Origin of the sequence: Micromonospora vulcania (assembly GCF_042658605.1) — a bacterium.
Lineage (GTDB): Bacteria > Actinomycetota > Actinomycetes > Mycobacteriales > Micromonosporaceae > Micromonospora > Micromonospora vulcania.
Genome location: NZ_JBHSQS010000002.1, coordinates 134872 through 148684, shown reverse-complemented (window position 1 = coordinate 148684; position 13813 = coordinate 134872). Strand labels below are relative to the sequence as shown.

Genomic DNA, 13813 nt, shown 5'->3' with positions numbered 1-13813 from the left:
ACGGGCGGTCAACGGGAGTCGCCGTGCGACGGGCTTGCACAACGCATCGCCCGAACCGCCCGGAGGATCACCTGGTGCGCCAGCACGCCGACGGCGGCGTTGGCCACGGCCAGCCCGGACGCGCCGAGCAACCCCACATCGGTCTGCATCACGCTGCTGCCCAGCAACACGGCCGGCCAGAGCAACGCGGCAGCGACGAGCGTCGAGCGCCACCAGCGCCCGAACGCCAGGCCGAACAGAATCATCGTCGGGATCATCGGTACCCTCCGTCGTCGCTCCCACCGTACGCGTGCCAGTCGAGCCCCAACCGGCCAAACATCGATCTGGACAGCTTCGACCACCCCGCCTAGGCTCATTGATCAATGCCTATCCGCGGGGGGGAATTCGATGAGACGACGCAACGGGCTTCGGCGTGCCGCCACGGCGGTCGCACTGCTGACCATGGGATCGGCCGTGCTCACCGCCACCACCGCCGCGCCGGCGATGGCGGGCGCGACGGCGATGGAATGCAACGACGGAACCTTCCACGACTCCAGCATCGGACGGTACGGGGCGTGGGCCGGGTGCACCGGCGGCGGTAGCCGGCAGTACCGCGTCAAGGTGTACTGCGAGGACAACAACGGCAACTGGCGGACCGTGCTCGGGCCGTGGAAGTCCGGCGGGGTGAGCAGCACCGCCTACTGCGCCGAGGACTGGATCGAGTGGGCGTTCGGTTCCTCGGTGGTCGTCTGACAGCACCACCGAAGTCGCAGCCCCGCTGGCGCGTGGTCAGCGGGGCGGGTCCTCGCCGGTGAGCCCGTCGACCGACTCGCGGATCAGGTCGGCGTGGCCGACGTGCCGGGCGTACTCCTCGATGAGGTCGACCAGGACGCGGCGCAGGCTCGGCACCTGGCCGTCGGGCCAGTCGCCCCTGGCCAACTGCTCCGGCCCGGCGTCGGCCAACAGCTCGGCCACGGTCGCGCGGGACCGGGCCACCGCCTCCCGCCAGAGCGTGTAGAGCTGCTCAGGGGTGTCCTCGGCGGCCGAACGCCACTCCCAGCCGGGGTTGGCGTCCCAGTCCACGGTCTCCCACGGCGGTCCGGGTGAGCGGCCGGCCAGCTTCAGCGAGAAGTAGAGGTCCTCGACCAGCGCCAGGTGCTTGAGCAGCCCGCCCAGCGTGATCGACGACGGGCCGAGCGTGGCCCGCAGGCCGGCCGCGTCGAGCCCGCCGGTCTTCCATGCCAGGGTGGCGCGCTGGCGGTCCAGGGAGCCCAGCAGGGTGGCGGTCTCGTCGCCCGCGAGCGGGGGCTCGGGGTGACCGGGCTCGTCCGCGTTGGTCATGGGGGTCGAGGCTAACGGGCCGACCGAGAACGGTCCAGGGCACGCTCGGGCCGTTGGCGGCGCTACCGTCGAGGGCGGAACACGCCGCAGCCCGGAGTGGAGACAACCGATGCCGAAGCCCGCGCGGGCGAGCCGCACGGCGGTGCTGGTCTGCCAGGGTCGCGCCGCCGCGGACGGGCTGATCGCTCCCGACCGCTTCGCGGACCCGACCGCGCTGCCCCTGCTGCGTCCCGACGAGCGCGAGGCCGTCCAGTGGGTACGCGACGGCGCCGTCCCGCAACCGTGGCGGCAGCGCGTCGACTACGAGACGGTACGCGCCAGCGCCGAGCTGATGGTGCCGCGTACGGTCGCCATCGACGAGGCCGTACGCGCCCGTCCCAGCCCTCAGGTTGTGCTCCTCGGCGCGGGGCTGGACGGTCGCGCCTGGCGGATGCCGGAGTTCGCCGGGGTGACGGTCTTCGAGGTGGACCAACCGGCCAGCCAGCTCGACAAACGCGAGCGGGCCGCGCGCCTGCTCGGCACCCCGCCGAGGTTCGTCCCGGTGGACCTGCGCCGCGACCCGCTGGGCGAGGCGCTGGCGGCCGCCGGGCACCGCACCACCGAGGCGACGACCTGGGTCTGGGAGGGGGTCGTGCCCTACCTGACCAGAGCGCAGGTGACCGGCACGCTCGCCGCGCTCGCCGGCTGCTCGGGGCCGGGTAGCCGGCTCATCGTCAACTTCCAACTGCCGGCCACGTCCGCGACGCTGGGCCGCCTCGTCGCACGGCTGCTGATGGCGTCCACCGGCCGGTCGACCGTCTGGGCGAAGGAGCCGTGGCGCTCGACCTGGCGGCCCGCCGACATGGCCGCGCTGCTCGCCCGACACGGTTTCACGGTCACCCGGGACGAGAACCTGCTCGACGCGGCACGGGCGCTGTCCCTGCCGATCCGCCACGCCAGGTCGCTGAGCCACAGCCGGGTGATGGTCGCCGACCGGTGATGGTGCAGGGTGGGCGCGGCAGGTTTCGAACCTGCGACCCCTCGCTTGTAAGGCGAGTGCTCTCCCACTGAGCTACGCGCCCGGAACGCCCCGTACGGCGGGCCGGAGGCTGGCAATCTTACCCTGCTCGCCACCGGCCCGGGCGCACGGCGTACCCGTCAGACGGCCGCCTCGGCGATGGCCTTGCGCCAGCCCTGCTGGTCGCGGGCCTCGCCGGGGCCGTTCATCTCGGCGAAGCGGACCACGCCGGCCTTGTCGATGACGAAGGTGCCCCGGTTGGCGAAGCCGGCCACGTCGTTGAAGACCCCGTACGCCTGGGCGACACCGCCGTGCGGCCAGAAGTCGGCCAGCAGCGGGAAGTCGTAGCCCTCCCGGTCGGCCCAGACCTTGTGGCTGTAGGCGGAGTCGACGCTCACGGTCAACACCTGGACATCGTCGTTCACGTATTCGCCGAGGTTGTCCCGCACCTCGTGCAGCTCACCCTGGCAGGTGCCGGTGAAGGCGAGCGGGTAGAAGACCAGCAACACGGTGCGCCTACCCCGGAAGCCGGATAGCCGGACCTCCTGGTTGTTCTGGTCCTTGAGCACGAAGTCTGGCGCCTCGGCGCCAATCTCGATGGGCATGCGAACTCCTCGCCTCGAGTCGGGGGACGGCACAGCCGTGCCACACCCGGCGATGCGGTCCGCCGGGCGTGTGGGGAACGAACGGGGCTACTTCTTGGCCTTGGCCCCTCGGCGCAGCACCAGACGGGCGCCGCTCCAGTCCCGGCCGGCGTTGATGGTCGAGGTCTGCTGAAGGCCGGCGGTGGGCGCGGCCTCCGCAACCTCACTCGGCTCGACGTGCCCCTCACGCCCCGCCTTGGGCGTGAGCAGCCATACGACCCCGTTGTCAGCCAGCGGGGCGAGGGTCTCCACGAGAAGTTCGAAGAGATCACCGTCGCCGTCGCGGTACCAGACCAGCACCGCGTCGACCACCTCGTCGGTGTCCTCGTCGACCAGCTCTCCACAGCGGTCGGTCAGGGCGTCGCGGAGATCCTGGTCGACGTCATCGTCGTACCCCATCTCCATGACGACCATCCCCGGTTCGATGCCGAACCGGTCCGCCAGGCTGCGTACCCCGTCGGCGGCCTGACCAGCGGTCGCGCTCACTGTCGCGTGCCTCCTCTTCTTGTCCCTGCTCGCGGCGTCGGAGCGACGCCGTCAGGCAAAGTCCACACAGTTGTGCCTCCGCGCGCAAGTGGCGCACCGGGTGGAACGGAATTTACCGTGCCAGCAGCGTACGGGCACCGTCGGTAATGGCTTCCGCGGAGACCAGTACGTGACGTGCTGCCGGACCTAATGGTACAAACGAGTCAACTCCGGCCACTCGCCGTGCGGCACCGACATATCCGGCGTCGACCAGCGCCGCGATCACGCCCTCGCCGACCCCGCCGGAGCGACGCGTCTCATCCACCACCAGCACCCGGCCGGTCGCCGAGGACTCCCGGATGATGTCGGCCACCGGCAGCGGCGCCAGCCAGCGCAGGTCCACCACCCGGGTGCCCACCCCCTCCTCGGCGAGGACGGCCGCCGCCCGCAGCGACATCCGCACCCCGTTACCGAAGGTGATGATGGTCAGGTCGTCGGCCGACCCCACCCGGTAGACCCGGGCGCGACCGATCGGCACGTGCCCGGCCACCCAGCTACCCGGCTCCGGGTACCCGGCCAGCCACTCCCCGTCACCCTCGGCGTACAGGTCGCGGGCGTGGTAGAGCGCGATGGGCTCCAGGAACACGCAGACGCTGCCGTCCACCGCCGCGCTGGCCAGGCAGGTCCGCAGCATGGGCGCGGCGTCGTCCGGCCGCGCCGGCACCGCGATCACCAGACCGGGCACATCCCGGAGTACGGCCACCGAGTTGTCGTTGTGGAAGTGCCCGCCGAACCCCTCCTGGTACGCCAGCCCGGCGACCCGCACCACCATCGGATTGCGGAACGCGCCCCGCGAGAAGAACTGCATGGTGGCCGCCTCGCCGCGCAGCTGGTCCTCGGCGTTGTGCAGGTACGCCAGATACTGGATCTCCGGCACCGGCAGCATCCCGGCCAGCCCCGCGCCCAGCCCCAACCCGAGCACCGACGTCTCGTCCAGCAGGGTGTCGAAGACCCGGGCCGCCCCGAACCGGTCGCGCAGCCCCTTCGTCACCCCGTACACGCCGCCCTTGGCAGCCACGTCCTCGCCGAAGACGGCCATCTGCGGGTGGTCCAGCAGCCCGTCGGCGAGCGCCGCGTTGATGCTCTGCGCCAGGGTCAGCGGCCCGGCCAGCTCCGGCGGCTTGCCCCCGAACGCCTCCGCCCGGGCACCCACCCCGGCCCCGCTGGCCCGAGCCGCCGCGTCGGCCACCGCCCGGGCCACCCGCATCGGCCGGCGGGGGGCCAGCGCGGACACCACGTCGGCCGCGGAGGCCAGTTTCGGCTCGCCCAGCACCTCCTCGGCGAGTCGGCGTACCTGCCAGCCGGTCTCGTCGTACCGGCCCAGCAGCTCCTCGCCGGTGGCCACACCCGCCTCGACGAGCAGCCGGGCGGTGGCGACCACCGGATCCCGGTCCAGGTCCGCGACCAGCTCCGCCGTGCTGCGGTACGCCGACTCGGCGTCCGCGCCGGCGTGCCCCATCAGTCGGACGGTACGCAGATGCAGCACGGCCGGCCGGCGGTGCCGGCGCACCCAGGCCGCGGCCTCGGCCGCCACCGCGTACGCCTGCACCGGGTCGTCCCCGTCGGCGGTCAGGTAGTGGATGCCCGGCTTGGAACGCAGCGTCGCCTCCACCCAGCCCTGCGGAGAGCGGACGCTGATGCCCAGCCCGTTGTCCTCGCAGACGAACAGCACCGGAATGCGCAGCCCCGCGTGGTCGTACCAGCCGGCGGTGTTGAAGGCGGCGGTGGCGCTGGCGTGGTTGACCGAGGCATCGCCGAACGAGCACACCACGATGGCGTCCGGCGGCCACGGGGCGTGCGTGGCGCCGGCGCCGCTGCCGACCCGAGCCCCGGCACCGGTACGCCGCCCGGCGGTGTCCAGCCGACGCAGCCGCTCCACGGCCAGCCCCATCCCGACCGCTCGCGGAAGGTGCGAGGCGATGGTGGAGGTGGTCGGCACGATGGCCAGGTCGGCTCGGCCGAAGACCTTGTGCCGGCCGCCGGCGATCGGCTCCTGGCTGGAGGCGACCATCCCGCGCAGCACGTCCCGGGCGGCCTCCGCGTACGCCGCGAACCCGCTGGCGGCCGGCTCGGACCCGGCTGGTTCCGATCCGGCCGGGTCCCTTCCGGTGGCCGTGGGCTCGGCGGGCGCTTCCCGGTCGGCGGCCGGCGCTGGCTCGGCGGCGACCTGGGCTGCGCGGACGCAGTAGAAGGCACCCGAACGGTAGTGCAGCAGGGCCGGGTCGGTCGGACGCAGCGCGGCGGCGACCGCCGCGTTGCCCTCGTGCCCGGCCGAGCCGATGGTGTAGAAGCCCTCCCCGAAGCTACGCAGCCAGTGGCCGGCCAGGTCGAGCTGGCGGCTGGTCACCTGCGCGTCGAACAGGTCCAGCAGTTCCGCGCCGGTCAGCGGGGCGTCGTCGGTGACCGGGTCGGCGGGGTCACGCCGCCGCTCGGCGGCGGGAAGTGCCGCCAGCGTCTCCCGGAAGCGGTCGTCGAGATCTTGCGGGGTGGTCACGTCGGACAGCATTACCGACGCGGGCCCTGGTCGCCCAGTGGGACACGGCCCACGCAGGTCGACTCACTCCGGCCCACACGGCTCCGGACACCCACCGTCGGACACCTTCCAGACCAGGTCACGCAGGGTGCTCAGCTCCCGGTCGGTCAGTCCGGCCAGCAGTCGGGAGTCGGACATCACCTCGACCACCCGGCCTCGCACGTCGCGACCCCGCTCGGTCACCACCAAGGTCTTCTGCCGCCGGTCGGCCGGGTCGGTACGTCGCTCGACCAGACCGGCCTGCTCCAACTTGTCGACCAGCGCGGTCACGTTCGACCGGTCGCAGCTCAGCCGCTCGGCGAGGTCGCGGGCCGGCAGGGGCCGGTCGGGATCGAGCTCGTGCAGCGCCCGCGCCGCCGCCGGGGTGAGGCCCAGCTCGGCGAAGGCAGAGCCCTGCCGGTGCCGCAGCGCGGCGGTCAGGTGCGCCATCCGGCGCACCACGTCGACGGCCAGACCGGCACGGTCCACCGACCCGCCCACCTCGGAAACAACGACCTCCTGCGCCACGACCACATCGTACGCACCCACCCCCACCGCCCCGTCCCACCGATCACACCACCCCCTCCCCGTCTCCCCGCGCGCCTCCCCGCGCGGCCCCGCGCCCGTCCACGCCTCGCGCGGCCCGTCCGCCCCTCCCGCGCGGCCCGTCCGCCCCTCCCCGCGCCCGTCCCCGTCGATCTAGGGCAAGTTGTCGTTAGTGGATCAATAATCACGACGATCTGCCCTAGATCGACGCGGACGAGGGGTGGGGCGCGACGCGGACGGGGGTGGGGGCGACGCGGACGGGGAGGGTGGGGCTCGACGCGGACGGGGAGGGTGGGGCGCGACGCGGACGGGGAGGGTGGGAGGCGACGCGGACGGGGAGCGTGGGGGGCGACGGGGGCGGGGCGGGGTGGATTAGGCGGGGAGGAAGGAGAAGCGGACCTGGCGGGTCGGGTTGTCGCCGTTGGTGTCCACCAGGCAGATCGACTGCCAGGTGCCCAGCGCGAGGCGCCCGTCGAGCACGGGCAGGCTCGCGTACGGCGGGACGAAGGCGGGCAGCACGTGGTCCCGGCCGTGCCCGGGCGAGCCGTGCCGGTGCCGCCAGCGGTCGTCCGTGGGAAGCAGGTCGCCGATCGCCCGCAGCAGGTCGTCGTCGGAGCCCGCCCCGGTCTCGATGATCGCCAGGCCGGCGGTGGCGTGCGGCACGAAGACGTGCAGCAGGCCGTCGCCCTCGCCGGAGACGAACGCCTGGGCCTCGGCGGTGATGTCCCGGACGGTCGGCCGGGACCCGGTCTGGACGGTGATCACATCGCTGCGCATACGTCGCATTCTGCCGCAGCGTGAGGCCTGGATCCGCCGACCAGGCCCGGTGCCCACCTACCGGCACGGTGGCGGTGGCGGACAACGTGGTTCGGGGTCTCGTAGCGCTAAGTTACCGGCGAGTACCTGTGTTCAGCGTCGCGTCCGGGGGGTCTAGACGTGACGCCGGGTGCCACCAGGAGGCAGGATGGCGCTAGAGACCTATCCCACACACAACCGAGGGAACGCCTGTGGCTACGGAACGCAAGCGCCCGGTGATCAGCGACGGCCTACCGAGCCAGCTTCCGGACATCGACCCTGAAGAGACCAGCGAATGGGTCGAGTCGCTTGATGGTGTCATCGACGAACGCGGCGCCAAACGCGCTCGCTACGTCATGCTGCGCCTGCTGGAGCGGGCCCGCGAGCGCCAGGTCGGGGTTCCGCCCCTGACCACCACCGACTACATCAACACCATCCCGTCGGAGCGCGAACCGTGGTTCCCGGGTGACGAGCACGTCGAGCGACGGATCCGGGCCTACGTCCGGTGGAACGCCGCGATGCTGGTGCACCGGGCACAGCGCCCGGAGATCGGCGTCGGCGGACACATCTCCACCTTCGCCAGCTCGGCGTCGCTCTACGAGGTGGGCTTCAACCACTTCTTCCGGGGCAAGAACCACCCGGGTGGCGGCGACCAGATCTACTACCAGGGCCACGCCTCCCCCGGCATGTACGCGCGGGCGTTCCTCGAGGGCCGGCTCAGCGAGCACCAGCTCGACGGATTCCGGCAGGAACTGTCGCACCCGGGTGGCGGCCTGCCGTCGTACCCGCACCCGCGGCTGATGCCGGACTTCTGGGAGTTCCCCACCGTCTCGATGGGCCTCGGCGGTCTGAACGCGATCTACCAGGCCCGGTTCAACCGGTACCTGCAGCATCGCGGCATCAAGGACACCTCCCAGCAGCACGTCTGGGCGTTCCTCGGCGACGGCGAGATGGACGAGCCGGAGACGCTGGGCGCCATCGGCGTGGCTGCCCGCGAGGAGCTCGACAACCTCACCTTCGTGATCAACTGCAACCTCCAGCGGCTGGACGGCCCGGTCCGTGGCAACGGCAAGGTCATGCAGGAGCTGGAGGCGTTCTTCCGGGGTGCCGGCTGGAACGTGATCAAGGTGGTCTGGGGCCGGGAGTGGGACCCGCTGCTCGCGGCGGACACCGACGGCGCGCTGGTCAACCTCATGAACACCACGACCGACGGTGACTACCAGACCTACAAGGCGGAGTCCGGAGCGTACGTTCGCGAGCACTTCTTCGGCCGCGACGCGCGGACCCGCAAGATGGTCGACCCGCTCAGCGACGACGAGATCTGGAACCTCAAGCGGGGTGGCCACGACTACCGCAAGCTCTACGCGGCCTACAAGGCGGCCACCGAGCACACCGGCCAACCGACCGTCATCCTGGCCAAGACGATCAAGGGCTGGACGCTCGGCTCGCACTTCGAGGGCCGCAACGCGACCCACCAGATGAAGAAGCTGACGCTGGAGGACCTGAAGACCTTCCGCGACCGGCTCTACCTGGACATCCCGGATTCGGCGCTGGAGGAGAACCCCTACCTGCCGCCGTACTACCACCCGGGTGAGAAGTCCGAGGAGCTGGCGTACCTCAAGGAGCGGCGCGAGCAGCTCGGCGGTTACCTGCCGTCCCGGCGGACCAGCGGCAAGCGGCTGGCCATCCCCGGCCCGGAGCGGTTCGCCGACATCAAGCGCGGCTCGGGCAAGCAGAAGGTGGCCACCACGCAGGCCTTCGTCCGCCTGCTCAAGGACATCATGAAGGACAAGGAGTTCGGCAAGCGCTGGGTGCCGATCATCCCGGACGAGGCGCGCACCTTCGGCCTGGACTCCATCTTCCCGACCGCGAAGATCTACTCGCCGCACGGCCAGCGCTACACCTCGGTCGACCGGGAGCTGTTCCTGTCGTACAAGGAGTCGACCACCGGGCAGATCCTGCACGAGGGGATCAACGAGGCCGGCTCGGTCGCCTCGTTCACGGCGGCCGGCTCCTCGTACGCCACCCACGACGAGCCGATGATCCCGATGTACATCTTCTACTCGATGTTCGGGTTCCAGCGGACCGCCGACGGGCTGTGGGCGGCGGCCGACCAGATGGCCCGGGGCTTCCTGCTCGGCGCCACCGCGGGGCGGACCACGCTCAACGGTGAGGGTCTCCAGCACGAGGACGGCCACTCGCTCCTGATCGCCGCCACCAACCCGGCGGTGGTCGCGTACGACCCGGCGTTCGCGTACGAGATCGCGCACATCATGGAGCACGGCCTGCACCGGATGTACGGGGACGCGCAGGAGAACGTCTTCTACTACCTGACGGTCTACAACGAGCCGAGCCTGCAGCCGGCCGAGCCGGCCGGGGTGGACGTGGAGGGCCTGCTCAAGGGCATCTACCACTACTCCCCCGCGCCGCAGGTCGACGGCCCGAAGGCCAACGTGCTCGCCTCCGGCACCGGCATGCAGTGGGCGCTCAAGGCCCAGCAGCTGCTCGCCCAGGACTGGGGGGTGGCCGCCGACGTCTGGTCGGTGACCTCCTGGACCGAGCTGCGCCGCGACGCGGTGGAGTGCGAGGAGTACAACCTGCTCAACCCGGCCGCCGAGGCGAAGGTGCCGTACATCCAGCAGAAGCTGGCGGCGGCGGACGGGCCGAAGGTCGCGGTCAGCGACTGGATGCGGGCCGTTCCGGACCTGATCGCCCGGTGGGTGCCCGGTGACTACACGTCGCTCGGCACCGACGGCTACGGCATGTCGGACACCCGGCACGCGCTGCGCCGGCACTTCCACGTCGACGCCGAGTCGATCGTGGTCGCCACGCTGCGGCAGCTCGCCCGCAGCGGCGCGGTACCGGCCACCGTGCCGGCCGAGGCCGCCAAGAAGTACGCGATCGACGACGTCAACGCCGCCCCGGTCGGCGAGACCGGCGGCGACAGCTAGTACCCGTACGACGAGGAAGGGCCCGGCGCGGTGCGCCGGGCCCTTCCTCGTTCTTACCCCCACCCCGTCGATCATGGAGTCGTGGTGGGCGACGAAGCGGTGAAGTCACCTCGTTCCGGGCACCACAGGTCCATGATCGACCCCCGAGGGCGGGTGGGGGTGCGGGGAGGACGGGCTCTCGTCAGCCGACGGCGGCCAGGTCGGTGAGCCGGGCCAGCGAGTCCTCCAGGTCGGCGCCGACCCGACGCAGCCCCAGGCGCAGCATGGCCGCCTTGACCGGGCCGGCCGGCCAGCGGACCACGATGAGCCGCACGATGGTCCCGCCCTCCTCCTCGTCGGGAGTGAGCTGGACGTAGATCTCGGTGCGCGCCTCCGCACGAGCACCGGCACCCTTGGCCCGTTCCCGCCAGCCGATCAAGGTCGGCTCCTGATAGGCGATCACCTCGGCTTCGTGCGCCGAGCCGCGCCCCGCCTGGACCAACTGCCGCCGTCCGAAGCCCTCTCCCGAGAGCACCTCGGCCGCGCGGACCCCCGCCAGCCAGGCCGGCAACTGCTCGGCCCGCTGTACGACGTCCCAGACCATTTCCACCGGCGCCGCCACGTGCGCACTGCGTTCCACGAGGATCATTTCCGTCTTTCCTCCAGTGAGGACATCACACGATATCGGCACTCTATGCGCTAAATCGGACTTACCAGGACGGGTTCGGAAAAAGACACGCCGATCAACCATTGCGCATTGCGCCAAGCCGGCCTATGGCGCATTCATCTGGATCGTCCTAGAGTCCCGAACACGTTTCACGTTGACCGGGAGGGCGCATGTCGACCGCACCGCTGCCGGAGTTCCCCACCGGCTTCCGCTGGGGCGTCTCCACCTCGGCCCACCAGATCGAGGGCGCCACCACAGCGGACGGTCGCGGACCGTCCATCTGGGACACCTTCGCCCAGTCGGCCGGTCGGATCAGTGACGCCAGCACCGGCGAGGTGGCGTGCGACCACTACCACCGGCACGCCGAGGACGTCGCGCTGCTGGCCGGGCTGGGCGTCTCCGGGTACCGGTTCTCGATCGCCTGGCCCCGGGTGCAGCCCAGCGGCTCGGGCCCGGCCAACGCCGCCGGTCTGGACTTCTACGACCGGCTGGTGGACGAACTGCTGGCCGCCGGTATCGACCCGGTGGCCACCCTCTACCACTGGGACCTGCCCCAGCCGTTGGAGGACGCGGGCGGCTGGCTGCACCGCGACACCGCGGGCCGATTCGCCGAGTACGCCGACCTGACCGCCGCCCGACTCGGCGACCGGGTCCGGCTCTGGATCACCCTGAACGAGCCGTTCATCCAGATGAGCCTCGGCTACGGCATGGGCGTGCACGCCCCCGGTCACCTGCTGCTCTTCGACGCCTTCCCGGTCGCCCACCACCAACTGCTCGGGCACGGGCTCGCGGTCGCCGCGCTGCGCGGCCGCACCGCCAGCCCGGTGGCGATCGCCAACAACTACTCGCCGGTGCGGGTGCTCGGCGGCCGCGACGCCGACCTGGCCGCCGGGGCGGCGTACGAGGCGCTGCACAACCGGCTCTTCACCGACCCGCTGCTCGGCCGCGGCTACCCGGAACTGCCCGGCTTCGACGCCAGCGTGATCCGCCCGGGCGACCTCGACACGATCGCCGCGCCAATCGACGTGCTGGGGGTCAACTACTACAACCCGACCGGCGTACGGGCTGCCGAGGAGGGCTCGCCGCTGCCGTTCGAGCTGGTCCCGCTCGACGGGTACCCGCGTACCGCCTTCGACTGGCCGGTGGCCCCGGACGGGCTGCACGACCTGCTCGGCTGGCTGCACACCAGGTACGGCGAGGCGCTGCCACCGATCGAGATCACCGAGAGCGGCTGCGCGTACGACGACGCACCGGGCCCGGACGGGCAGGTGTCGGACCCGGAGCGGATCGCGTACCTCGACGGGCACCTGCGGGCGGTGCGGGCCGCCATCGACGACGGGGTGGACGTGCGCGGGTACTTCGTCTGGTCGCTGCTGGACAACTGGGAGTGGGCCGAGGGGTTCACCAAACGCTTCGGCCTGGTGCACGTCGACTACGCCAGCCAGACGCGTACGCCGAAGTCCTCGTACACCTGGCTGCGCGACGTGATCGCGGCCAGCCGGCCGGGGTCGACGCGGTGACCACCCTCGACCCGACCCCGGCGTCGCTGCCGGCCGCGCTCGCCGAACCCACCGTGCCGGTACGGCGTGGCTGGATCGCGCTGATCTTCGCGGCGAACCTCGGCGTCTGGATGGCGTTCTTCACGCCCATCCAGGTGCTGCTACCGCAGCAGATCGAGCAGATCGCGCCCGGTGACAAGGAGAACATGCTGGCCGTGGTCACCGGCCTGGGCGCGCTGGCCGCAGTGCTGGCCAACCCCCTGGCGGGCGCGCTGTCGGACCGGACCTGCCTGCGGCTCGGCGGTCGGGAGTTCGGCCGCCGGCACGTCTGGACCGCCGGCGGGGCCGTGCTCGGCGCGGCGGCCCTGGTGCTGCTGGCCCAGCAGCGGACCATCCTCGGGGTCGCCCTCGGCTGGGTCGCCGCGCAGGTCTGCTTCAACGCGATGCTGGCCAGCCTCACCGCGGCCATCCCGGACCGGGTGCCGGTGGTGCAGCGCGGCGCAGTGTCCGGCTGGGTGGGGATCCCGCAGGCGCTCGGGCTGGTCCTCGGCGCGGTGCTGGTCACCGCCGTGGTCACCGGCAACGCGGCCGGCTACGTCGCCATCGCGGTGGCCATCCTGCTGCTGTCGCTGCCGTTCGCGCTGTTCACCGCCGACGACCCGCTGCCCCGCGCACACCGGCCGGCGCTGCGGATGCGGACGCTGCTGACCTCGATGTGGATCAGCCCGCGCCGGCACCCGGACTTCGCCTGGGCCTGGATCACCCGGTTCCTGGTGCAGCTGGGCAACGCGCTGGGCACTCTCTACCTGCTGTACTTCCTCACCGACGGGGTGCGTCACCCCGACCCCGAGGGCGGCCTGCTGGTGCTGATCCTGCTCTACACGCTCGGCATGATGCTGACCGCGGTGGTCGCCGGCCGGCTGTCGGACCGTTCCGGTCGGCGCAAGATCTACGTGATCGTCTCCGGGCTGGTGATGGCGGTCGCGGCGCTGCTGCTCGCGGTGGCGCCGGTCTGGCCGATGGCGATCGTCGCCGCGCTGCTGCTCGGCGCCGGGTACGGGGTCTACCTCTCGGTGGACGCCGCGCTGATCACCCAGGTCCTGCCCCGGGCCACCGACCGGGCCAAGGACCTCGGCGTGATCAACATTGCCAACTCGGCGCCCCAGGTGCTCGGGCCGGCGCTCTCCGCCCCGCTGGTGGTGCATCTGGGCGGTTACCCGACGCTCTACGCGGTCACCGCCGTGGTCACCGTGGTCGGCAGCGCCCTGGTCGTCAAGATCCGCTCAGTTTCCTGAGTGCAAGGAAGGGACCCTTGTACAACACCAGGCGATAGGAAGGGGCCCTTCCTTACTCGCTGGCCGGCCGCCGTAGGCTGGAG

12 protein-coding genes, 1 tRNA gene and 2 pseudogenes are annotated in these 13813 nt (G+C 71.8%); 5 read left to right on the top strand and 10 right to left on the bottom strand.

Going from position 1 to position 13813, the window contains the following annotated elements; all coding sequences use genetic code 11:
* Positions 1–8: 8 nt before the first annotated feature.
* Complete coding sequence (locus tag ACFQGL_RS03280) at positions 9–257, bottom strand: hypothetical protein (RefSeq protein ID WP_377505070.1); 249 nt, start codon at positions 255–257, stop codon at positions 9–11.
* Positions 258–387: 130 nt separating this feature from the next.
* On the opposite strand from ACFQGL_RS03280, the gene ACFQGL_RS03275 reads away from it, so the two are divergent.
* Positions 388–732: a hypothetical protein gene (locus tag ACFQGL_RS03275; protein WP_377505067.1), complete on the top strand. Its 345-nt coding sequence runs from the start codon at positions 388–390 to the stop codon at positions 730–732.
* Positions 733–768: 36 nt separating this feature from the next.
* Here the strand turns inward: ACFQGL_RS03275 and ACFQGL_RS03270 are convergent, their stop codons facing one another.
* Complete coding sequence (locus tag ACFQGL_RS03270) at positions 769–1320, bottom strand: DinB family protein (protein WP_377505064.1); 552 nt, start codon at positions 1318–1320, stop codon at positions 769–771.
* Positions 1321–1429: 109 nt separating this feature from the next.
* On the opposite strand from ACFQGL_RS03270, the gene ACFQGL_RS03265 reads away from it, so the two are divergent.
* Positions 1430–2299, top strand: coding sequence for a class I SAM-dependent methyltransferase (locus ACFQGL_RS03265; RefSeq protein ID WP_377505061.1), 870 nt, complete (start codon positions 1430–1432; stop codon positions 2297–2299).
* A 10-nt stretch (positions 2300–2309) separates the two neighbouring features.
* Here ACFQGL_RS03265 and ACFQGL_RS03260 read toward each other — a convergent pair.
* The 7 genes and pseudogenes from ACFQGL_RS03260 to ACFQGL_RS03230 form a co-directional block, all read right to left on the bottom strand.
* A tRNA-Val gene (locus tag ACFQGL_RS03260) sits at positions 2310–2381 on the bottom strand.
* Between the two features lie 76 nt (positions 2382–2457).
* A complete protein-coding gene (locus ACFQGL_RS03255; RefSeq protein ID WP_377505058.1) occupies positions 2458–2922 on the bottom strand; it encodes a peroxiredoxin in 465 nt (154 codons plus the stop codon).
* An 87-nt stretch (positions 2923–3009) separates the two neighbouring features.
* Complete coding sequence (locus ACFQGL_RS03250; RefSeq protein WP_334631686.1) at positions 3010–3447, bottom strand: DUF3052 domain-containing protein; 438 nt, start codon at positions 3445–3447, stop codon at positions 3010–3012.
* Between the two features lie 112 nt (positions 3448–3559).
* A pseudogene (locus ACFQGL_RS03245) lies at positions 3560–5530 on the bottom strand (thiamine pyrophosphate-dependent enzyme); the annotation flags it as partial.
* Between the two features lie 113 nt (positions 5531–5643).
* Positions 5644–5992, bottom strand: a pseudogene (locus tag ACFQGL_RS03240) (transketolase); the annotation flags it as partial.
* A gap of 51 nt (positions 5993–6043) precedes the next feature.
* On the bottom strand, positions 6044–6448 hold the full coding sequence (locus ACFQGL_RS03235; RefSeq protein WP_377505977.1) for a MarR family winged helix-turn-helix transcriptional regulator: 405 nt from the start codon (positions 6446–6448) through the stop codon (positions 6044–6046).
* A 468-nt stretch (positions 6449–6916) separates the two neighbouring features.
* Complete coding sequence (locus ACFQGL_RS03230) at positions 6917–7321, bottom strand: YjbQ family protein (protein WP_377505055.1); 405 nt, start codon at positions 7319–7321, stop codon at positions 6917–6919.
* 230 nt (positions 7322–7551) lie between these two features.
* Here ACFQGL_RS03230 and aceE point away from each other — a divergent pair, with 230 nt between their 5' ends.
* Positions 7552–10290 (top strand): pyruvate dehydrogenase (acetyl-transferring), homodimeric type, encoded by a 2739-nt coding sequence (aceE, locus tag ACFQGL_RS03225; protein ID WP_377505052.1) that lies wholly within the window; start codon positions 7552–7554, stop codon positions 10288–10290.
* Between the two features lie 181 nt (positions 10291–10471).
* On the opposite strand, the gene ACFQGL_RS03220 is transcribed toward aceE, so the two are convergent.
* A complete protein-coding gene (locus tag ACFQGL_RS03220; protein ID WP_377505049.1) occupies positions 10472–10918 on the bottom strand; it encodes an SRPBCC family protein in 447 nt (148 codons plus the stop codon).
* Positions 10919–11106: 188 nt separating this feature from the next.
* Here ACFQGL_RS03220 and ACFQGL_RS03215 point away from each other — a divergent pair, with 188 nt between their 5' ends.
* Complete coding sequence (locus tag ACFQGL_RS03215; protein ID WP_377505046.1) at positions 11107–12456, top strand: GH1 family beta-glucosidase; 1350 nt, start codon at positions 11107–11109, stop codon at positions 12454–12456.
* Positions 12453–13730 carry an MFS transporter gene (locus tag ACFQGL_RS03210; protein WP_377505043.1) on the top strand — a complete coding sequence of 426 codons (1278 nt, stop codon included), beginning with the start codon at positions 12453–12455 and terminating at the stop codon, positions 13728–13730. The genes ACFQGL_RS03215 and ACFQGL_RS03210 overlap by 4 nt, the downstream gene beginning before the upstream one ends.
* Positions 13731–13813: the final 83 nt, after the last annotated feature.

Excerpts from the sequence above, each read along its gene's own strand:
- ACFQGL_RS03220 (WP_377505049.1), bottom strand. The coding sequence starts at position 10,918 with ATGATCCTCGTGGAACGCAGTGCGCACGTGGCGGCGCCGGTGGAAATG.
- ACFQGL_RS03255 (WP_377505058.1), bottom strand. The coding sequence starts at position 2,922 with ATGCCCATCGAGATTGGCGCCGAGGCGCCAGACTTCGTGCTCAAGGAC.
- ACFQGL_RS03275 (WP_377505067.1), top strand. The coding sequence starts at position 388 with ATGAGACGACGCAACGGGCTTCGGCGTGCCGCCACGGCGGTCGCACTG.
- ACFQGL_RS03265 (WP_377505061.1), top strand. The coding sequence starts at position 1,430 with ATGCCGAAGCCCGCGCGGGCGAGCCGCACGGCGGTGCTGGTCTGCCAG.
- ACFQGL_RS03280 (WP_377505070.1), bottom strand. The coding sequence starts at position 257 with ATGATCCCGACGATGATTCTGTTCGGCCTGGCGTTCGGGCGCTGGTGG.
- ACFQGL_RS03235 (WP_377505977.1), bottom strand. The coding sequence starts at position 6,448 with ATGGCGCACCTGACCGCCGCGCTGCGGCACCGGCAGGGCTCTGCCTTC.
- ACFQGL_RS03215 (WP_377505046.1), top strand. The coding sequence starts at position 11,107 with ATGTCGACCGCACCGCTGCCGGAGTTCCCCACCGGCTTCCGCTGGGGC.
- ACFQGL_RS03270 (WP_377505064.1), bottom strand. The coding sequence starts at position 1,320 with ATGACCAACGCGGACGAGCCCGGTCACCCCGAGCCCCCGCTCGCGGGC.
- ACFQGL_RS03230 (WP_377505055.1), bottom strand. The coding sequence starts at position 7,321 with ATGCGCAGCGATGTGATCACCGTCCAGACCGGGTCCCGGCCGACCGTC.